The organism is Bacteroides sp. OM08-11 (assembly GCF_003438665.1).
GTDB lineage: Bacteria > Bacteroidota > Bacteroidia > Bacteroidales > Bacteroidaceae > Bacteroides > Bacteroides cutis.
This window is the reverse complement of the sequence record NZ_QSTJ01000007.1, coordinates 12,882-35,675: the sequence shown is the minus strand read 5'-3', so window position 1 is coordinate 35,675 and position 22,794 is coordinate 12,882. Positions and strand designations below refer to the sequence as shown.

The window sequence follows — 22,794 nt, the reverse complement described above, 5'->3', positions numbered from 1 at the left end:
TTATTCACCATTTTCTTATACTTTCATATTAATACTCCCCTATTGATACTATTTGTCCGATATGATTTACCCGGACTTTAACTACACCATTAACCCCATTTTTTCCACATCTTATCCAAGTAATGAATTTTAAATCATTTGAACTATTTTGTATGCTTGTCTCCAGATGATGTCTGAAGGTATAATCATTTGCACCAATCTTTTGTACCCTAAACAAATTAGGACTTATTAGTGCATAATTCTCAGGATCTAATAAATCAATCTCTTCAGGATTAAATCCTGTTTTCTCATTGGGAAATACAAAATACTCATTTTGCTTCATACTGAACAGGAACTTCCACCCTTCACTGTGCTTATATTCCTTATCAATAACAGGCTGGTCACATTTTATACGCGCCACCGCTTCAAAGAAGGACACCACCTTTTCCTCAAGTTCATATTTCGGGTTGCCTTGCTCATCCAACATAATCTGTCCGATTTTATCCACAACAGGTTTTCTATAAATAGCCACATGATGATTGTTACCCGTGTTTACGAAATCGACAGGAATTTTTCTACCTCCTTCATCAAAGATCAGATTACCATCCTTGTCTCGTTTCTCATGTAAAGCCTGAGCCTTGTTGATACCTCTAATGGTAACGCGCTTTATCGATATTCCTTTTTCTTTATTCAGCCATATCGGATTCTCTTCTATATTAGAAAAGGCTTTTTGAGCATCTCCTCCATATTCTTCAAGGCGTTTTTTCAGAAGTGTACGTATCTTAGCATCTACAACTTTATCTATACTCAATTGAGGATCAATCGGTTTACGTATAGTATAAACAGTTTCAAACTCTACAATAGCCACTTTTTCCGGTACTTTTTCTATCTGTTTTTCATCAAGATAGACAGGATTCTTATCCAAGGAGTTTTTAAGCGTGAATGCTTTCTTCGGGTCATTGCCAAAAGCCTCCAAACGTTTTAATAAAGCAATCCGATAAGCCGGTTTGCTTACACGACTAATTTTATCGGCAGTAAAAGAAGCGTTCACTTTTTCTTCTTTTACAACATATCGTCGATGACTTCCATAGATAGTATCCAAATGCAACTGTCCACGGGGAGTTTGTTGCAGTTTTCTATTTTCTCCATCTTTTTTCTTCGTACGATTAATATTATTAGTCACTATTTTATTCTTGACTTTGATAGAAACCAGAATATTTTCCAAATGGTACTTTACCTCCATACGAAATGTCCTTAATGGTATAGGTGCAACAGCTTTCCCATTCCCGAAATATTTATTCCTTATTGCCGTTATATTTGCATGCTCTTTAGAGCCAGACATCCAAAAAGCATTTTTATTATTAAAGTACTGGATAAACACATCTTTAGTAAAAGCAACAGTCAACGCATCCATGGCATGATGCCGATGGTCATTTCTTTTACTCCAATCTTTGATTTTTTTAATTTGTCTGCCATCTTTATCTTCAAACATCTCTACCAAACCCAGTTTTTCATATTTTGGCAGATTCAGTTCTTTCATTATATCCACCAATTGCCAATCCTCGCGCAGCCTGTCGGTAATAGAACCGGTTGTAGCAACAACACGACGAGATATTTCACTCAACATCGACAACGCTTTCTTAGCAATATATTGGGTTTCCCGCAAATCACGTTCAATGAAGCCTTCAGGAATATCCCGACTCTCCATTTTAAGTTTTTTCAACTTCGTTTTCTTATCCTTGAATAGCGCTTCGCAACGATTGAGATACTGCTGCAAACCCTCATCACCATATTTTTCTTTTACAAAGTCATAAGCCGTTTTATTACCTTTTTCTATGTTGATTGCCTTATACTCCAATGTCTTATTGGACAAAGAATCATCAAAAAGACGAGCTTGCGGAATAATATGTTCTATATCAATCTCTTTACTGAAAATCATTTCTTTGGGAATGTATTGATTTGAATAGAGCGTATGATATCCATTATCTTTCAATTCCTCATAAAGTTTATAACGGATAATGTCATTACGAGTAACGTTCATCATACCAAATTCTGTTTGTAGCAACTTGCGAATTGCCTCATGCTCCCGAGTATTTTGAGCAATGGATTTTGACAATTCTTCTCTCTCTTTACGACTCTTTTTCAATTCTCGAGCCAATTCTACCCGAATTTCATCGGGTTTGCCGTATGTATCAATTATCGTATTGATAACATTGACCATCTGATTCAAGATTTTCTCAACGACCGGACTGCGCAAACTATTCTTGGGAAGCAGTTCCAATTTATCTTTCAATACCTTATTCTTTATTTCTTCTTTAGTCAATGAAGATTGCGAATGTCGGTATCCTGCATACCCACAAGCAACATCATATTGATTTCCCTCTTTCAGATTAGGCAAAATTTTCTTTATCGCTTTTGCGCTCAAGCTTCCATAGTCATCTTGAAAGGATACGTTTGCCAGGATTTTGGCATATTCTTTCTGCACACCGCAAAGTTGCATCAATTTTTCAATCAACTTACCGTTTCCCGTCTCCGTATTATCCCCTTCAAAAGAATACAGTAAATGCCAAAGTCTGAAATAAGGCTGCTTTTCCAGTTCTTTATCATCTTTACTCAAATCAATAGAGAGCAATCCGGTATTCCATCCTAAATCAGCAAATATGATTTCAAGCCTTTCGATTATATCATCTGCAGAAGCTTTAAAACTCACCGGTTCATAGCCATATCTTTCAATCATCTTGCTATATACCGAGAAAAGTGCAAACCCCGTATGGTTGCCATCAATCTGCTTAAAATTCATATCCAACTCTTTCGGATTTTCAAACAGCAACTTCAGAACTTCCGCTTTACTCATACTTTCTCTGACAAAGAGTTCTTTAGCCAGCAGTTCCTTTTCTTCCTGGTACAAATATCGTTTCCCTTCTGCCAATAAAGCATCTTCTGTCTCGCTAAACAACGTGGATGATTGATTTGCCTTCTTGCCTTTACCCTTATTTCCTGTTACGAACACCTTTATGTCATTCAATGTCTGCCATATCTTGAACTCCTGAAACAATGGATGCGAACGAGGTATTACCTTGCAACCGATAGTTTTGGTTTTCTTCACACCATCTTTCTCCACTACAATGTCCCGTCTCTCGAACTCACATAGACTGATGAGTCCTTTTTGGCTTTTCAATCGGCGCTGGTAGAAGATGATGATATCACGAATTTCTTTCTTCAGTTCAGGAGTCAGTTCCGTGTGATATAAACGCTGTCTCTCCCATATCGCATCAAACTCGTCCATATAATCTTGCCGGTAGAAGACTTTATTACGCAAACTATAGTGAGGATTTTTATCCAGCTCGGCCATCAGATACTGGCCCACCGTCTGCTTATTGAAATAGAGTTCTTTACTACGGTCACTGATAGCGCCCAAATGCCCACTGGATGCAGTAATCTGTCCGTTAATTTCTTGCAGTACAATGGCCATCATTTCAAGATTCATCGGTTCGGAAAGAGCCTGCACACGCCAGCGATAATTTTCCAACTTCTGTTCATGTCCCTTGGTAGTCCGTTTGAGACCGACAAGTTTATATTCTTTCATTCTTACCTCTGTTCTCGCCTCCTCTTCATTCCAAAAAGAATCATTTCTTGTCCAGACGAAATACTTCGCTAATATAGCCCACGTCTGATTTTTATTCTTTCCCTTTACTTCCTCCTTCGCTGCGTCACAGAAAGCTTCCGGACTAAATTGTTTTTGAAAGTTCCATATCTTATCAAATTCATTTTGTAAGTCCGAGCGGTAAAATTCAGGTAAATTCTTCTTTCCAGCTTCAAGCAATTGCAAACACAATTCTCCCGGAGTTAGGTTCTCTACATACAATTTTTTCGCTACTTCCCTTCCGTCTATCAGCGCACCATCCTCACTCCCTTTAATTTTCCGGTTACTTTTATATCCGCGTTTTTTATTAATCATTAATAACACGCGCACCAATTCTTCCAAAGATATCTCTTCCTCCACCGCTTTTGCTCTTAAGCGATATGTTTCGAAAGTAGTTCTGTTTCCTTGTTCCGAGAGTAAAGTTTCATCATTAATAAAACCACATTCCTTTAATTTATCTATCAGAGCTTTGCGTCTCAACTTATATCGTTGCAAATTAATACGCATAGCATGTGCTTTAGTCCGACCAGCATTGGGTGATATTCCTTTCCCTCTTTTAAAATATTCGGCAGCATCTCCTTTTAATTCTGTCGCAGTTTCTGTACTAACAAAATTATCATATTGTATAACTCGCACACCCAATCTAATAATGGATGATGTTTCATTATCGCTTTCAGCTTCATATACTAATGCCCATCCTATGCTACTGGAACCTAAATCTAAACCTAAAACTTTCTTCATAGTATATTATTAAAAAAATATTTTCAAATGTAATTATTTTATTTCTAAAATCCTTTGTTCATAAGGAATTTATTTCATATATTTGCAAAACTAAAATGAAGCAAATCACAATAAGGATTATTCCGTTGTGAAAACATTAGGTTCCCTCGTCCTTAACGGGGGATTTTTTATATGTTATCCCGAATAATTATATATTTCTGCCTGTCTGCCTGGATGAAGAACCTTTCCTATAAACTATAAGTTTCATCCCCCTAAACTATCTTCGTATCACTAAAAACTATATCTTTGTATGCCAATACGTTTTCGTCCGATAGACGTTTCTATTTCGTCCGATATATGTCGGACGATATTTCAAAAAATGTCGGACGAAATAGAAACAGTTGTCGAACGATTAGTATTTAATAAGCAACAAATAGTTTATTGAAGAGACAGGAATTATTTATCGAAGAAACCGCATTTATTCATTTAGAAACAGAAAGATATAGTCTATGAGTGCATATTATGACCTTTACGAAACACCTTCGCCCAAGGGGAAGGAAGACAAGAAATCCCTACACGCACGTATCTGTCCGCAAAAGACCTACACGCAGAAAGAGTTTGTGGAGCATGTGGCCATGTATCAGCATCTGCCCAAAAACCTTATAGGTGCGGCACTGGATGCTTGCATTGAGGAACTTTGCGAACTGCTGGCTGACGGGAACATCGTGGAACTGGGCGAACTGGGATTTTTCAGCACTTCACTGAAATGCCTGCGTCCGACGGATGATGACAAGACAAAAATCAGGGCAGAATCGGTGCAGTTCCAAAACGTACACTTACGTATCAGCAGCACATTCCGCCGGAAAATCAGACACGCCATGAGACTGGAACGAATTCACTCGAAAACCAAGAAATCGAAACAGATAATATCTACCGAAGAATCAAGGAAAGAAAAGCTGAAAGCGTTCCTCCAAAAGAATGTTTGCATCACCAAAAGCGAATACATCAGGCTCACGGGACTGACGAGGCATGCCGCCATTGACGAATTGAACAAATTCATTCTGCAAGGATTTCTGCGCCGCCGCGGATTGGGCAGGTCAACGGTTTATATCAGGCAGCAGGAGGAAGCGAATGGATAATTATTTATAGGTCGATTATTTTTCATTCTGTACCCGAAAAGTAATCTGAAAAAATCGAATAACGGAAATCTTATAAAACAAAACGACATGGAAGCAACAGAAACCAAACCTGACACCCAATGGTTCGTCTTTTTCAAAGACCAACTGCTGCTGAGAAAAGGATATACCGAGAAAGGGGAAATAAGATATAGCATACCTGTCAGCACCGAACCGCCTGTGAAACCGGCACAGGAAGCACATATTCACAATGTATTTCCACCCAACGGTAAACAGGTGCGAGCATTTGCCATAGAACAACCGATAACCGAAACAGACGAATGGGTGATGATCGGATTGCGGGCTTCATATGAATACATCACAACAGACGAATATCGTTCTGCAGGAAAAGCATTCCAGATACTCTATTGGGATGAGCATAGCCGCTTCTGCCCTGTATGTGGTACGGCTATGGAACAGCAAACTCCTATCATGAAAAAATGCCCCAATTGCGGAAATGAAATGTATCCTCCTGTTTCCACTGCTATCATTGTACTGATAAGGAAAGGTAAAGAAATTCTGTTGGTACATGCCCGTAACTTCCGTGGCACATTCTACGGATTAGTAGCCGGATTTTTGGAAGCCGGAGAAACTTTGGAAGAATGTGTGCACAGGGAGGTGCTGGAGGAAACCGGATTAAAAGTAAAGAACATCCAATATTTCGGTAATCAGCCCTGGCCCTACCCCAGTGGATTGATGGTAGGATTTGTCGCTGATTATGAAAGTGGAGAAATCAAACTGCAAGATGAAGAACTGAGTGCCGCAGGTTTCTATTCAAAAGATAATCTGCCGGAGATACCTCGCAAACTCAGTATTGCGAGAAAACTGATTGACTGGTGGCTGGAAAATGGAGATGATGGGAGAGGTGATAAAATGGTAAAGTAACAGGATGACGAGGTGACATTACAATAAAAACAGATTGCGGAAAACACGCTCTCACAAACGAACAACTACGAATGAAACGACTCTCATTCACATCAACCAATCGGCGTGCAACCGCAATCTGTAGTACTATCTGTTAACTGTTGACCTCTGTCGCATATAAAAACAGCATTTAACGCAGAATGATTACGAAGACTGGCTTAAAGAAAATGAAAGAAGCTTAATACAATCGGAATGATCACGATAGAAAAGAAAAGGGTGCAAACATCAAAACTGTTTACACCCTTCCTGTTTTAGGTCTGATTACCTTTTAAATTCCCAATGACTTGCGTACAGCTTCAACTTTCTTTTCAGCTTCAGCATCAGCACTCTTATAGCATTTCGGACAACCCATTTCACCCTTCACTTCGATATAGAACTTAATCTTCGGTTCGGTACCTGAAGGACGAACAGAAATCTTCGTACCGTCTTCCGTGAAATATTGCAGTACATTGGATGTTTCAGGCATATCCAGTTCGTTTACATCGCCCTGAACATCGGTAACTTTCAAAGTCTTGTAGTCCTTAATCAGTTTAACGGCAGAACCACCGATTTCTTTCGGAGGATTGGCACGGAAATTATCCATCATAGCCTTAATCTCATCGGCGCCACTCTTACCCGGTTTAACTACGTTTACGGTAGTTTCCTTGGAGAAACCATATTCTACGTAGATATCCATCAGTACATCATACAGCGTCTTACCCTGATCTTTCGCCCAAGCGCAGATCTCAGCCAACAGTGAACAAGCTGAAACGGCATCTTTGTCGCGTACAAAATCTTCTGCCAAGAATCCATAACTTTCTTCACCGCCACCGATATATTGTTGCTTGCCTTCACTCAAACGTATTTCACGAGCAATCCACTTGAAACCGGTATAGCAGTCGCGCATCTCAATCTTATTCTTATCGGCCACAGCTTTGATGAGTTCAGTAGTCACAATGGTCTTTACAATGAAATCATTCGGTTTCATCTTACCCATAGCTATGCGGTTCTTGATGATATAATACAAGAAGATCAAACAAGTCTGATTACCGTTAATCAATACCCATTCGCCTTTATCATCCTTGCAAGCCATACCTACACGGTCGGCATCAGGGTCACTTGCCATTACGATGTCAGCATCAATCTTCTTAGCCAATGCTATCGCCATGGAAAGTGCTTCGGCATTTTCCGGGTTCGGAGATACAACAGTCGGGAAGTTACCATCTTTCACCATCTGCTCGGATACGCAATTTACATTCTCAAATCCCCATTCTTTCAGAGAAGCAGGGATAAGCACTCTACCTGCACCATGAAGCGGAGTATAAACAATACTGAGATCCTTCTGACGCTTGATGACTTCAGGATCGATGGAAATGGAATGTACTTTATCCAAATACACTTTATCGACATCCTCACCGATTACCTGAATTAAATCTTTGTTGCCTTTGAACTTAATATCGGCAACAGTCACCTTATTTACCTCATCAATGATACCTGTATCATGTGGAGCCAGTACTTGTGCACCATCATCCCAATAAGCTTTATAACCGTTATACTCTCTCGGATTGTGACTTGCAGTGATATTGATGCCACTTTGGCAACCGAAGTGACGGATCGCAAACGAAACTTCCGGAGTAGGGCGTAAATCTTCAAAAAGATATACCTTGATACCGTTGGCAGAGAAGATATCAGCAGAGATCTCAGCAAAAAGGCGGCTGTTGTTACGGCAGTCATGACCCACCACGACAGAAATCTGCTTCATATCCTTGAAATTCTTGTTCAGATAGTTGGACAAGCCCTGGGTAGCTGCACCTACCGTATAGATATTCATACGGTTGGTACCCACTCCCATGATGCCGCGCAAACCACCTGTGCCAAATTCCAGGTCTTTATAAAAACACTCAATCAGTTCGGTTTTATCTGGATTTTCTAACATACGTTTTACTTCAGCCTGAGTTTCGGCATCGTATGCCGGGGTAAGCCATTTTTCCGCTTTCTCAGTCACCTGCTTGATCAGTTCTTGATTTTCCATAAGAATATTTTTAATATTAAAGGTTAATACTCCAATTATTTGTTAAGACACAAATGTAGAAGATTAAGTTCAATTATCCTAATTTTTTTTACTACAGATTCACAGATTTGTACAGTATTTACAAAGAACATGAACAAGCTGTAAACCAACCCAGACCATCATTCTGGTATTTTATATCTATCTCCGGTCTGTTTCACATATTCTTCCAGAAATTCCTTGGGATAACCCGGACGAACCACCCCGGCAGGCTGACCGATAGAATTACGCTCAAACTTACCGTCTTTCATACGGCGCACTACACCATCGTTGTACTTCACGATGATAAACTCACCAAGACGTTTCCAAGTATCGAAAGTGCTTTGGGCAGTCATATTGGTATAATTGGTAAGGAACGACCTTGCCTGAGCCGGGTCTTTCTCCAGAAGTTTGGCTGCGGCAGCTTCAATGCCTTCCTGAGCCTCATTGAAAGTGTTTTCAAGCTCTGTCTGAGTAGCACGGATGTCACCAATCATCAAGTCGTAACGGGGATAAACCATGTTGGCAACCCAGTTGAAAATCCAGAAGGATGAGTTCCAGGAGAAAGTGATATAATCGGCGCCATCCACGCGGGAGTAGCAAACGGGAACTTTATCCGTGCAGCAATATACGGGAGTAAACACCGTCATATTAGCGTCGTCCGTGCCGAACCAAAGTACTCCACCGATGGCATCGGGCAAATTGGAGCGCATCTGTGCAACAAAGACAAAACCGCTCTGCTGGGTAGAGATGGGACGTTCATTGAAATACTCCTTGTCGCCTACCTTGAATGAAAGCGGAGAAAGACGGTAGGGAGTGTGATAAGGACCTGCACCGAAATCTTTGCTGATATCAAGAGGAGTCCCTTCGTAGTGATCGCGCATGGCGTTTTTTACGTCTTGTACCGAGATTTTGCGGTTAGGGCGTACAAACAACGGCATAGGAGTTTGGGTCTTACCTTCGATATAGGGAAGAAACTCGTTGCCACGGTCGGTAAACATATTGAAGTAGCTCCATACACGTGCTTCGCAATAACGAAGGGCACCAAAATCGAGCGGCGCATAAGCGTTGGCAAAGCTGAAATCCTTGTTTACACCCTCAAAATAACCTTTCTCACGGGCAAAGGAAATAACATCCGAAGAATACATGCAGTTGTTCTTGTCGTTCATATCGAACTGATGGATACGGCTTTGGTTGGCATGTGCAGAGATGCAATCATCGGGTACACGAACAGCTACCCACACAGCACCACGCACACCGGGACCTTTGCCAATCATTTCCATAATCCAGATTTCGTTAGGGTCGGCAATGGTAAACGACTCACCGCTACTGTAATAGCCATATTCCTGTACCAATCCGGTCATTATCTTGATGGCCTCACGGGCTGTGCGCGAACGTTGCAGCCCCAAGTAAATCAAACTGCCGTAATCAATGATACCTGTTGTATCGACTAATTCCGGACGCCCTCCAAAAGTAGTTTCACCGATAGTAACCTGAAATTCGTTCATGTTACCGATGACATTATAAGTCTGGCGCGCCTGTTCTATTTGACCGAGATACTTGCCGGTATCCCACTCGTGTACATCAATCAGCGTACCTTTCTTGTGCATACCTGCGGGATAATGATATAACTCGCCGAACAACCCGTAAGAGTCGGCAGAATAAGAAACGATGGTAGAACCGTCCGTCGAGGCATTTTTACCAACAATCAGGTTGGTACAGGCAAGTGCGTTCACCACTGCCACAGCCACAAACAAGACGGAAAGAGTCAGTCTTTTGGTTTTCATACTTTAGCTATTTATAATGTTATTAATTCAGTTTACCACAGATTAGGCAGATATTTGCATCTTACCACGTAAAATGAAACTGTTTCGTAGTCTCATTTCCGCAGCCATCCGTCACAGTCATTTCCACAATATGCTTACCGCCTTTCCTGACATGCTTCGGGTCGAGTTCACACACCAGATTGCCACTTATAGAATTGGGTTTGCCGAACAAGGCATATTCCCCGTCAATCGTACCACGGTACTTGTTGACGCCTGTTTCTTTATCTTTCGCTCTCAAAACGATACGTCCCGTGCGCCCCCACTGTTGAGGATTTACCGGAATTATTTCAGGAGGAATGGTATCGATGGCTACGGTATAAGTTCCCAGTTCGCGAATACGGGCTTTCATAAAACCGTCTTCATATTTACCGCCTACACTATATTTTCCTCCACGGGGAGTAACAGAAGCTACATAATATTTTGATACATCCTCCAGAAACAGGCGGCGGAGCCCGATACGCATCTCGCAATAATCATGCAGGGGGATACGGGTATCATTCAATTGATAAGTAAATGCGATGTCTCCGCTATCGGCACGTACCTCATAGTTCAGCCAGGCATCATCATAGAGCATGCCACGCGGAATAACCAGTTCCATACCCGGTTCCTGTAGATAATTTGTCCGGTTCCATTTAAAGGCATACTTCTCCCGATGTTCCACCGGACGAATATCCGTCTTCTTGCCCTGCACTGTGAAACGTACCTTCGAGGTATTTCCAAGCGCGTCCTTCAATGTATAGACAAACTGATAAGGGCGTTCCTCATTGATATCTACCAGCCCGCGATTTCCATTGGATGCCCGAAGCATACGCAGGCGGTTTCCCGGTTCAATGAACGACTTCATAAACTCACCTTGAGTCCACGAATTGATATAACGGTTTTCATTGTACGAAAAACGGTCTACTACACTTCGGAACACTTCTTTTCCATCCACTTCAAGGATGACGGTGTGCACTCCATAACGGTTACCTACTCCATCCATACGGTCGTAAGCACGAATACCCACTCCTATTACCCCCCAAGCTGTTATAGGTTTCACAGGATGTGCAGGAAATACCCGGCGATCTTGCTTCCCCTCCACAACACCCTTGCCCGGTTGCGGAAAGAACATAAGTCCCTCGGCTCGTGGCGCAGTCTTATCCTTCACTTTCGCCTTGAAGAAAGGGAGCGGGTCTACATAGTCTCCCGTCTCTGCCTCAATCATATCCAGATGCAGATGCGGACCGAACGAATACCCGGTGTTCCCGCTCAAGGCAATCACCTGCCCTGCCTTTACAGGATATTCATCCGGTTCGGGAGTAATCTCTACCTCCCAACTCTCCTTTTCGTATTGCAACGCTTCCACCCTCTCGGCTATCGGCGACACAAAAGCGCTGAGGTGGCGGTTGATGGTGGAATAGCCATTATCGTATGCCACATCGAGCACATAGCCCGAACCATGCGTCACCCGTATGCGCGAGATATGTCCGTCTGCCAAAGCATGTACCTGTTTTCCGATAGTTCCGCCGGTCTTGAAATCCAGTCCGCCGTGAAAGTGGTTGGCGCGTATCTCGCCGAAGTTGCCGGAGAAAGTAATGGGAAAATCAAAAGGAGGAGTAAAAGTTGCTTCTTGCGCTTGCGCCCCTGTTGTTGTCAATAGCAAGAAAGAATATAAGATAGGTTTGATAGATATTTTCATTCTAATAAGTCATTTCAAAACAAGGGCAAAGATAAAAATAATCCCTATCTTTGCCACATAAATACAGGAAATAAACAATGAGAAACTTTTGCATCTGGTGCGTCATCTGCCTGACATTCCTGCCGATATCCGGTACTATTCTTGCCGCAAACACTCCGAAGTCCGCCCAAACTACCGACAGCCTACTCACCGAAAAGCACATCCGCAGCATCTATTTGTCAATGCCCGACAGTGCCCTGCACCTGCTCAATGAAGCCGAAGCATCCCACCGGATGCAACCTTTCCGCATCGACATTCTGCGTTGCATGGTCTACGAAAGCCTGGGCATGTATGCCCTGAAAGAGCGCTACCTCCGGCGTGTCCTCACTACCGACTCCGTACAAACGGTTCCTGCCCGCAAGCTGAAAATGCTGACACAGCTTGCCGCTGTTCTTGAGCGTCAGAACAAGTACGAGGAAGGCATACGCATCTGTTCCGAAGCTATCGGCTTGGCGCAGGCACAGGAGCAGAAAGCGATGGAAAGCGAACTGCTATTCACCATCGGACGGATATACGGCGGCATGCAGCGCAGGGACGAAGCCCTGCAATACATGTACCGTTCCATCGACCTGCTGAAAGGCAGCGACAACGTACGCGAACTGGCATACCTGTCCACATACTACGGCGACCTGTCCTCCTACCTCAACGACAGCCACCGCAACGGTGAGGCAATCAAGATATGCCGGCAGCGCCTCGACGTCATCCATCGCATGAGTGGCATGTCCGGCCCGCCTCCCGGCTATATCGACCAGCAATATGGATACCTGTATTCCAAGCTCGCCTGGTATTATCAGCAAGAGGGAGAAACCCGGAAAGCCGCCGAGGCGTGCCGCAACTACCTTGCCACCGCCTTCTCTTCCTCCCAAGTGGGACAAGTTGAAATCGTTCCTTACCTGCTGCACAACCACCAGTACCATGAAGCATTGCAGCGCCTGGACAATTACGCCGCCATTTTCCAGGGAGCCGATACCATCAGCTATAACTATACCACGTTATTGAGTTATTATGCCCAAGCCTATCGCGGACTGGGCAATCAGCAACCGGCAAACAGCTACCTGCAACGTATCATCCATGTAAACGACCATATCTATCAGCGTGAAAAGGCAAGCCAGGCACACGAATTCGCCATCTTGTACCAAACGCAGGAGAAAGACATGCAGATACGTGAGACTCAGGCTGAGCTCAAACGCCAATACATCCTTTTCGCCGCCGCCAGCCTCGTAGCCTTGCTGCTGGTAATCTTGCTGTGGGAAAAGCACCTCAACCTGCGCCGCACCCGCGAGCGCAACCGCATCGCCGTCTGCCAGATAGACGAGTTGCTGGCACAGAAGGAGGAACTGCGCAAGGCATACGCGGAAATAGAAAAGGAAGAGGCCGAAGAAAAGCAGGCAGCCGTCCAGGAGGTAAAAGACGAAGAGAACCGGCTCCGTTTCATGCAAATGGAAGCCTCGCTGATATCCGGCAAGCTTTTCCTGAACCCCAATATGACCCGTGAAGACCTGATGAAAATAGCCGGTCTCAGCAAGAACCGCCTCAGCGCTCTCTTGCAGGAGCAAGCCAACGATAACCTCAGCGGCTACCTCAACCGTCTCCGTGTGGAGTACTCCGTAGCATTGCTGAAGGAGAAAGACAAATTCACGATAGACGCCATAGCCACCCTGTCGGGCTTCAACAGCCGTAGCGCCTACTACACAGCCTTCAATAAGGTTTTCCATCTGTCGCCGGCACAATATCGGGATAGTCTTTAAGGGAGTTTCCGGGTCACATCCTCTTCCCTTTCCATCCCTCACCCCCGCCAGATACCCTTCTGAGCGGGGGTGAGACATTTCAGGACATCAAAGCGACAAATCAGGACAAGGAGAAGACTACAAAAAATGGCGGTCTTATAGTTTGTTTATACATTCGCTGCCAATTCAGCATCCGGTGATACCCGGTATCCCACGGGACAGGCTGAAAACGATAAAGGCAAACAAAAAACCTATATGGAATGCGAAACTATAAACAAGTAAACATCATGAGAGTACTAAAGGAAGAAAGATGGGCACTGGTACGAACCGTTACCGCCATCTGCATCACCGCCCTGACACTGGTATGCCTGATATTGGCGGCAGGATGCACCAACGACCTGACTGCCATCACCGAGAACCGGGGAACCGGCGAAACGCTGGCACTGGGCACACTGACTACCCGACCTGCCACTACCCCCGCCACCCGCGCCGATGCCGCAGTTCCCGATGCCACCGACTGGCAAGGCTTCCGCACCGCCGACCAACTGCACGTCACCATCGCCGCCGGAGAGGGCGCCACGTCCACCCGCTCCTCGGGACTCTACGAATACACCGCCACCGGAAACGTACCGGGCAGCGGCACCTGGACAGCCTCCGCACCCGCCTACTGGCAAAGAGCCGCAGGCAACACGCTCACCCTGTGGCGAGGTCCCGACACCGACGCCACTACCCCCGGCGCCTACGACATGCCGTTGACCTACGAAACCGATGCCACCCAAGGCCATGCCCTCAATGCCTGGGATGGAAACGCCTACACCGTCGATGCCGATAAATGGCGCATCATGGACTTGCTGCGCTACTGTTCCGCCGATGCCGACCTTCCCACCGCCGCTACCGGGATACCCGCCACCGGCTCTCCCCTCGACCTCATCCTGAAACACAGCATGGCGCAACTATGTGTAGAGCTGCTGCCGGGTGAAGGCATGACCACCCAAGAGCTGCAAGCCCAAGTCACCGTACATCTGAAATCCGCCGCCTCCACCTTCACCATGCAGACCGACGGACGCCCCGCTATCTACAACTTCGAGAACGAGCAGAACCGCCAGGACGTGCGCCTGCTGAAGAACGGCGCCACCTCCCTGAAGTTCTACGCCCTGATGCTGCCGGGACAAACCTTTGGCACAGACCGGGCGATGATGAGCCTGCATATAGGCGACACGCACTTCAGCTACACCCCCGGCACTCCCCTCACCACCACCGAAAACACCTGCCACAAACTGGTGCTGCAAGTGAACCGTACCGGAGTGAGCGCCCTCAGCGTCACCTCCACCGGATGGCAAGACCCGACGGTGATTACGCAGCCCGATGAAGCGGAAGCGGAAGGGATACTGGTTATCAACGAGACGCCGGGCACCCTAAAGGATAACGCCACCCTGCTGAACGCCTTGAAAAACGCTACCCAAGAAAGCCCTGTCGGTCTGATAATCACCGGAAAGATAAATAACACGGATCTTGCAGATTTGAGCACACTCATGAAATATACGGATGGCGGCACCAAGAAGTTCAAAGTAAGTTCACTTGCCATTTATGCAACCGGCGGAACAACTCTTCCTAATTATTTCGCCAGTAACAGTCCTAATCCGAACCCCGCATTGAAAAAAGTAATACTCCCGGAAGGGATAACAGATACCGGACAAATATCATTCTATAATTGTACGGCACTGACAGACGTCACCCTGCCCGACGGATTGACGATTATAAATAACAACGCATTCCGGGCATGTAAGGCATTGAAAAGTATCAAACTGCCCGAGACGGTGACATACATAGGAACTTTAGCTTTCTACCAATGCTATGTATTAGAGAGCATCGACATCCCCGAGAAGGTGAAGAAAATAGGAGAGCAAGCATTCCATAATTGCCAGAAACTGAAAAGTATCAAACTGCCCGATAACTTGGAAAGTATAGAGAAACAAGCATTCAAGGATTGCCTTGTATTAGAGAGCATCGACATCCCCGAGAAGGTGAAGAAAATAGGAGAGCAAGCATTCTATAATTGCTCGAAACTGAAAAGTATCAAACTGCCCGAAGACTTGGAAAGTATTGAGAAACAAGCATTCGATTACTGCGCTGTATTAGAGAGCATCGACCTCCCCGACAAAACAAAAGATATAGGAGAGCAAGCATTTGCCAATTGTACCGGTCTGACAAGCCTAACGACAGGAGACGGAATGATAAACATTGGAAAGGAAGCATTCTTAAATGATACCCGGTTGCAAAGTGCTACTATAAAATCGGCCCAAACTATAGGAGAAGCCGCTTTCTACAATTGCACAGGTCTGAGTAGTGTAACCATAAACTCAGTCATAAACATAGGCTTCGAAGCATTCAGAAAATGCACAGGTCTGAAAAGCATCACCCTGCCACAGACGATAACCGGCATAGGAACTTTCGCGTTCGCCGGTTCGGGACTGACAAGCATCACCATCCCGGGATCGGTGAAGCAACTATCAGACGACACTTTCAATGGATGCACCCTATTAAAAACCGCCACCCTGGAGGAGGGAGTGGAAACCATTGGAAGCAACGCGTTCACCGGCTGTGAGAAACTAATAAGCATCAATATCGCATCGACCGTAACAAGCATAGGAAGATACGCATTCAATATATGCCCAAAGTTGGCAACCGTTACCTTCGCAGGAGCGGCTCCACAATTGAACAGTCTTGGGCAAAGTGCATTCCAATCATGCGAAGCGTTGACAAGCATCAACATCCCCGACAACGTAACTACACTGGCCACACGTACATTCAATGGTTGCGCCAAACTGGCAAGCGTAAAGCTCCCTAAACGCCTGGAGAGTATAGGACAATACGCGTTTCAGGAATGCGCGGAACTGTCAGAACTCGACATACCCGAAAGCGTGACGAAAATTGATGATTACGCATTCAATATGTGTACGAAACTGGCAACCGTTACCTTCTCAGGGCAGACACCACTATTGAGCAACATAGGAGCAAATGCATTCTACGGATGCCAGAAGTTGGCGAACATCACCCTGCCCAATAAGGTGGAAACGATAGGACAATCCGCCTTCTATGGTTGCACAAGCCTGACAAGCATCAGAATTCCCGACAACGTGCCCCAAATAGCCACAAAAACATTCCAAAGCTGTAGCGGACTAGTCACCGTTGTCCTTCCCAAAAATCTGACAAGTATAGGTGACTATGCCTTCAACGCTTGTGGCGTATTGGCAAACTTTGTTTATACAGGTTCCACATTACCAACTCCAACCGTGAGTACAACTGCCTACTCTGCAATCTATAAACTCAAGTACCTGTTCCTCCCCAACTATACATCCACCATAACAGGAACAGAGCTCACTTGGGCAGGCAAAACCTGGAAGAACATCCATTACAATGCAAATACCGGTACAGACCTGAGCACCATCGACGCCCTGACGAATACCGGCAATTATCAGAATCATATAACACAATAACCCATATTAATACAAACTTATGGTAGCAACAATCATCCGAATATTCAATGTCCTGCGCACATTCGCTCTAAAGCGTTCCTTTGTCCAGAGACACCTTTTTGCCCCAACGCTCATGCTCGTTTCGGCATTCCTTCTCGCCGCATGCACCGGGCAACTGGCGCTCCCCGGTGAAGACGAAAGCGGAAAAACCTCTCCCGAAGCCCTCGTGGGGCAACCGATACAGATAGGCAATGCACTCTCCGCCAGTGCAGTGACCCGTGCGGATGGAGCCGTAGCGACGGACAGCGACTTCCCCCGGGTGGGCAGCACAATGACCGTCTTCCTCACCATTCCCGCCGCAGATACCCCCGGCCACAAGCCCCGGCGCTTGCAGTCCAACTATACCTGCACCCATCGAAATTACGATGACGCCGCACATACCGTGACCTCCGCCACTTGGACGGCAGACGATGCCGACGGAAACAGCCCCCTATGCTGGCAGTATGCCGACGCGCGGCATATATTCGCCGCCATTTCTCCCGCCATCCCCCTTACGGAATACCCCGTGAGCGATGCCGACGGCACGGAAAGCCCGTTGCCGGCAGCCACCTTCACCCTGCCCGACACCTTCGACGAGCAAAGTTACGAGTATTGGAGAAGCTTACGTACCACGTACCGCGCCTGTATCGTGGAGAAACCCACCGCCACTCCCATCGAACTGAAAATGCGCAAAGCGCTGACAGAGGTGGAAATAGCCAGCGACCTTTCCTATGAGTATAATGAGGTCATGCTCTACCAAGTGCCCCGCACCGCCTTTTTCAACCCCACCACGGGAGAGGTAACCGCCCTGCGCGGGGGCGTCACCGCCACACTCAGCGATGACGGCGACGGCACGGCGGACAGTGACAAATTCATTCCCGATTACACCATCGGAGGAGAACTTGCGGCTACCGGAAATATCACCGCTTACAAAGTCGATGCTTGGGGTATGCTTTATCGTGCCCTCCTCTTGCCCACCGCATACTATGAAAGCGGCGACAACCGATGTGACGGCAGCGGCTCACTCTCTTACTTTTTCACTGATATAGACGGAATAAGCCACCTCTACAAGAATGATATTCACGCGGGAATGGATGCCAATGGTAATCCCGTTGCCGATGGCGGTTTCTGCCCCGGAAGCGTGCTGCAAATAATGAATAGCCTATATATTGACAGTAGCGAGATCAAACTACTCCATTGTGATGGAACCTATGCCGGCGGTACAAAAATCATCCATGAGCTAAACGCTTTGAAGGAGCTGGGTACGGAAACCCACCTCTACTCTATTCTTCTCACCGGTCCGTTAGGAGAACGGGAACAGGAGATAATGCAGGCATTGGCGGATATGGCGCAGGCTACAGAGATAGGAAGTGTATATGTAGAGCAAGTCCACGAGATAACCGATGGGCTGTTTAAGGATTGCAGTAATATAGATGCTTTTATTTTCCCCAAAGCCACCACAATAGGCAGTAAAATCACTGCCGGTTCAGAAAGCGATATGTATATATACTACATCCCGGCGGCTAAGAAAATCGCTTCCGATGCTTTCAGCGGATGCAAAGGTTTCAACCTATGCCTATCCGGCATCGATAAGAACGGCTCGTTCTTCCTGCCCGAGTTCAGTAAAGATGCAGATACCCAAATAAAAAATCTCTACCTCTTTAACCTTCCCGAAAACTATTTTGAAGCAACAGGAGGGGCATTACTGGATGACGAACGCCAAGAACAATTGGAAAAATGTATGAAGTTTATAGGAACTGAAGATAGTGATCATATCGTAACCGGAGAATTGAGTTTGGGCGAATAAGCCGGACAATAACAGATAAGCAACCAACGGCAACCCAACAAGCGATAACAACCCGGCAAGTAATATCTCAAAGAAACTTACTCAGAATAATAACTTATAATATATGATAATAATGAAAACAACATTTCACACCCCGGAGACTCTTCTCCATCATCTGCTCCACGGAGCAACCATCTTCCTGATGGCAACATCAGTAATCATCACCACCGCCTGCGGAAGCAGCGATGACCCGGCAGTGGAGCCCGTGCCGCCCATCTTGAGCACTCCCATCAACCTGACACCGCTACTGACGCCCGCCACCGGCCAAAGCGGAACAGTGACCCGCCTTGCCATCGGTGCCACGGCATTCGACAACGATGATGTATTGGGCATCTACCTGGCACACACGGCCGGCGCCACCGCCGAACAGCCCATCACCGCCGCCATCGCCCCCTTGAACGCCAAGTGGCAGAACGGCACTTACACCGGCGACCAGACCCTCTACTGGCAAAACACGACGGATATGCACACCCTCTACGCCTACTTCCCCCACACAACAAGCGTAGACGCGGGGTTTAAAGCTCCCGCCACCCTCCTTGCCAACCAGAACGCCGCCACCGCCGCAGCCGACTATGAAGCCGCCGACCTGCTGTGGGGCAAGTTATCCACCACCGCCCTGCAAACGGTCAGCGTCCCCATGCAACACTGCATGAGCGAGGTCACCGTCACCATCGCCCCGGGCAGCGGATTTGCCATCGACGAGCCCCTGCCCGCCATCAGCAAGGTAGACTTGCTATGCGCCGACGGCTTCTGCCTGAACGGCACATGGGACCTTGCCGACGGAAGCATCACAGCCGCTGCCGCCACCGCCTCCACCACCGCGCTGACTGCCTACAGCCATGCCACCACCGCACAAGATGGAGACGCCCCCACCCTTGTCTATCGTGCCATCGTGATGCCGGGACAGGTCTTCGTGAAAAGCGCCGACTTTATCCGCGCCACCACCACGGACGGCACCACTTATACCTACAAGCTCGCGATAAAAGACGCTGCCGATGAACCCGCAGACCTCACCGCCACCGCCAACCATACCTATACCTTTGCCCTGAAACTGAACAAAAGCACACTCAACCTGACGCAAAGCACATTCAGCGTAAGCTCCTGGACATCGGGAGAACCGATTGAGGGTGGAGCCGATATGGATTTATAAGACGCGGGAAAACTACGTTTCTGCTCTATAACATGGAGGGTGCGATGACAGTGTACCCTCCTTTTTTGTATCTTGGCAACATGTTTAACCCCTTAAACTCTTAAGGTTATGATTATCGGAGTACCCAAAGAAATCAAGAACAATGAGAACCGCGTAGGAATGACCCCTGCCGGAGTAGCCGAGTTGGTGAAAAAAGGTCATACAGTGTATGTGCAAGCCACGGCAGGCGCAAACAGCGGTTTCTCCGACGATGACTACATCGCCGTAGGTGCGCAAATCCTCCCCACCATCGAAGACACCTATGCCGCCTCCGACATGATTGTCAAGGTAAAGGAACCCATTGCGCCGGAGTACAGACTGATTAAAAAGGGACAAGTGGTATTTACATACTTCCACTTTGCCGCCGATAAAGAACTGACCGAAGCCATGATAGCAAGCGGAGCCATCTGCATTGCTTACGAAACGGTAGAGAAAGAAGACCATTCCCTGCCCCTGCTTACCCCCATGAGCGAGGTTGCCGGACGCATGGCTACCCAAGTGGGCGCCCGTTTCCTGGAAAAGCCCCAAGGTGGAAAAGGAAAACTGATGGGTGGCGTGACAGGTGTACGTCCCGCACGGGTACTAATCCTCGGCGGTGGCATCGTAGGAACCAATGCGGCTCAGATAGCCGCCGGGATGGGTGCCGAGGTACTGATTACAGATATCAACCTTCCCCGCCTGCGTTACCTCAGCGAGGTATTGCCCAAGAATGTAAAGACACTCTATTCTTCGACCCATAACATAAAGATGGAATTACCCACGATAGACCTTGTTATCGGTTCCGTCCTTATCCCCGGCGACAAAGCGCCGCACCTCATCACAAGGGATATGTTGAAGATGATGAAACCAGGCACGGTGCTTGTGGATGTCGCCATCGACCAGGGTGGTTGTTTTGAAACCTCCCATCCAACCACGCACAGCGCCCCAACCTATGTAATAGATGGCATTGTACATTACGCCGTTGCCAATATTCCTGGCGCCGTACCCTTCACTTCGACCATGGCACTGACTAATGCCACGCTTCCCTATACCGTAGCATTGGCATGCAAAGGTTGGGAAAAAGCCTGCCAGGATGACCCGGCACTGGCTTTAGGACTGAATATAGTAGAAGGTAAAGTTACTTATAAAGCGGTAGCAGATGTATTCGGACTGAAGTATGAAAAGGTGGAACTATAAATAGGAATTTAGGGGCGATACCGCCCCTAAATTCCTATTTATCCAATATTTCCGTCATCAAACAAAAATTCCTTCTTCTTTGAATAGGCCCAAAACATGACAAGTATTGTTATACAAAGATTGAAAACGAAAGGAAACTCTTTGGAATTGGTATGAAACAAGGTTTGGAACAAATCTGTAATGAAAGGGGATAAGAGAATAGCCAAGTAATTCATCACCATGACAAAAGCCAATGCCAATGTAGTTTTCTGAGGTATGGCAGTATCTACTGTTTTATCGTAAATAAGGGGTTGAATGACTCCGTAGCCTAGACCAACCAGGATGCATCCCGGTACAATCATCCATTCTGTGGGTGAAATCCATATCAATAGCAAACCAACGGCAATGGACAAAAGACTATAAAATTTCGTCCTCCCTCCCATAAGTTTCACTATGTCATTCAACATAAACCCTGGAGCCATGATGGCTAAGAAGAACAAGGATATCATTATTCCCGAATTACCGCTGGAAAAATGATGTGCTTCCATCAAAAAAGGCAAATTGAAAGTTACCACCAAAACGACATACGTAACCAGACCGTAAAAAAGCATCAATTGTACAAGGTTACGGATATTAATTCCATATCTGCCCGAAATAAGCCCCGGAACTCCTTCCGGAACCGCAATTACTTGTGTTGTAGTTGTTGGAGACTGCCCCTTATCATTCTTCAGATAGGTTGTGAGTAAAAGTGAGACCAATGGTAACAGATACACTATAAAAGGTAAATGCCAGTCGGCTTCCGCCAGATATCCCGTTACAGCCGTCGCCATCACCAAGGTGACATTTGTGATTGCCGAACTATATCCAAACTGCTTCACCCGGTAAGTACCTGTAAAATAACGCGAAATCAGCCCTGTAGAAAGCGGAATAATCAGCCCTGAACCAATTCCCAACAGAGCACTGACAGTCATCAGTTGCCACATCTTATCGGAAAACAAATAAAGTACTCCACTTGCAGCAAACATCCATAAGCCTGTCCGCAGCAAACGGACAAAATCACGTTTCTCCGCCAATTTTCCCGCCAACAGTACAAAAGGAATAATCAATAAAGATGGCAGAGAAGTAAGCATTTGTATATCAAGCTCCGTAGCGTGCGGAAAAATAGTACTGAGCTGTCCCAAGATAGGCGAAACTGCCAAACCGGGCAAAGAAGTCAATGCTGAGATAGACCAAATGCCTATAAGTGTGATTAGAGGAATAGTCCCCCGTCCGGTATTGATTTTCATATTATGTATATTGAGTTGATTATGACGGAAAGAACAAAAGGGGTATGAGGAAAGTTCAAAGAAGAT

The 22,794-nt window shown here is 46.2% G+C and carries 12 protein-coding genes; 7 read left to right on the top strand and 5 right to left on the bottom strand.

The genetic code is table 11. The features are described 5' to 3' along the window. Positions 1-28: 28 nt before the first annotated feature. Positions 29-4,363: a type II CRISPR RNA-guided endonuclease Cas9 gene (cas9, locus tag DXC10_RS12585; protein WP_117737966.1), complete on the bottom strand. Its 4,335-nt coding sequence runs from the start codon at positions 4,361-4,363 to the stop codon at positions 29-31. Positions 4,364-4,851: 488 nt separating this feature from the next. Between cas9 and DXC10_RS12580 the strand changes: the two genes are divergently transcribed. Together DXC10_RS12580 and nudC are read left to right on the top strand one after the other, a co-directional pair. Further along, complete coding sequence (locus tag DXC10_RS12580; RefSeq protein WP_101546102.1) at positions 4,852-5,481, top strand: HU family DNA-binding protein; 630 nt, start codon at positions 4,852-4,854, stop codon at positions 5,479-5,481. An 87-nt stretch (positions 5,482-5,568) separates the two neighbouring features. Then, positions 5,569-6,402, top strand: coding sequence for an NAD(+) diphosphatase (nudC, locus tag DXC10_RS12575; protein WP_117737965.1), 834 nt, complete (start codon positions 5,569-5,571; stop codon positions 6,400-6,402). Positions 6,403-6,709: 307 nt separating this feature from the next. Here the strand turns inward: nudC and DXC10_RS12570 are convergent, their stop codons facing one another. The 3 genes from DXC10_RS12570 to DXC10_RS12560 form a co-directional block, all read right to left on the bottom strand. Continuing rightward, a complete protein-coding gene (locus DXC10_RS12570) occupies positions 6,710-8,452 on the bottom strand; it encodes a phospho-sugar mutase (RefSeq protein WP_117737964.1) in 1,743 nt (580 codons plus the stop codon). A 158-nt stretch (positions 8,453-8,610) separates the two neighbouring features. Then, positions 8,611-10,254, bottom strand: a complete 1,644-nt coding sequence (locus tag DXC10_RS12565; RefSeq protein WP_187120683.1) for a C69 family dipeptidase — start codon at positions 10,252-10,254, stop codon at positions 8,611-8,613. A gap of 61 nt (positions 10,255-10,315) precedes the next feature. Beyond that, entirely contained in the window at positions 10,316-11,971 is a 1,656-nt protein-coding gene (locus tag DXC10_RS12560; RefSeq protein WP_101546108.1) for a M23 family metallopeptidase, read from the bottom strand. 77 nt (positions 11,972-12,048) lie between these two features. Here DXC10_RS12560 and DXC10_RS12555 point away from each other — a divergent pair, with 77 nt between their 5' ends. The 5 genes from DXC10_RS12555 to ald all read left to right on the top strand — a co-directional run bounded on the left by DXC10_RS12555 (position 12,049) and on the right by ald (position 21,463). Further along, positions 12,049-13,758 carry an AraC family transcriptional regulator gene (locus DXC10_RS12555; protein WP_117737963.1) on the top strand — a complete coding sequence of 570 codons (1,710 nt, stop codon included), beginning with the start codon at positions 12,049-12,051 and terminating at the stop codon, positions 13,756-13,758. 266 nt (positions 13,759-14,024) lie between these two features. Next, positions 14,025-17,234, top strand: coding sequence for a leucine-rich repeat protein (locus tag DXC10_RS12550; RefSeq protein ID WP_147331308.1), 3,210 nt, complete (start codon positions 14,025-14,027; stop codon positions 17,232-17,234). Positions 17,235-17,253: 19 nt separating this feature from the next. Continuing rightward, positions 17,254-19,059 (top strand): fimbrillin family protein, encoded by a 1,806-nt coding sequence (locus DXC10_RS12545; RefSeq protein WP_147331307.1) that lies wholly within the window; start codon positions 17,254-17,256, stop codon positions 19,057-19,059. Positions 19,060-19,171: 112 nt separating this feature from the next. Continuing rightward, positions 19,172-20,248 carry a fimbrillin family protein gene (locus DXC10_RS12540; RefSeq protein WP_145998998.1) on the top strand — a complete coding sequence of 359 codons (1,077 nt, stop codon included), beginning with the start codon at positions 19,172-19,174 and terminating at the stop codon, positions 20,246-20,248. A gap of 108 nt (positions 20,249-20,356) precedes the next feature. Next, entirely contained in the window at positions 20,357-21,463 is a 1,107-nt protein-coding gene (ald, locus tag DXC10_RS12535; RefSeq protein WP_117737960.1) for an alanine dehydrogenase, read from the top strand. A 38-nt stretch (positions 21,464-21,501) separates the two neighbouring features. Here the strand turns inward: ald and DXC10_RS12530 are convergent, their stop codons facing one another. After that, the gene (locus DXC10_RS12530) at positions 21,502-22,728 is read right to left on the bottom strand and encodes an MFS transporter (protein WP_101546122.1); all 1,227 of its coding nucleotides are present in this window, start codon (positions 22,726-22,728) and stop codon (positions 21,502-21,504) included. Positions 22,729-22,794 lie beyond the last annotated feature (66 nt).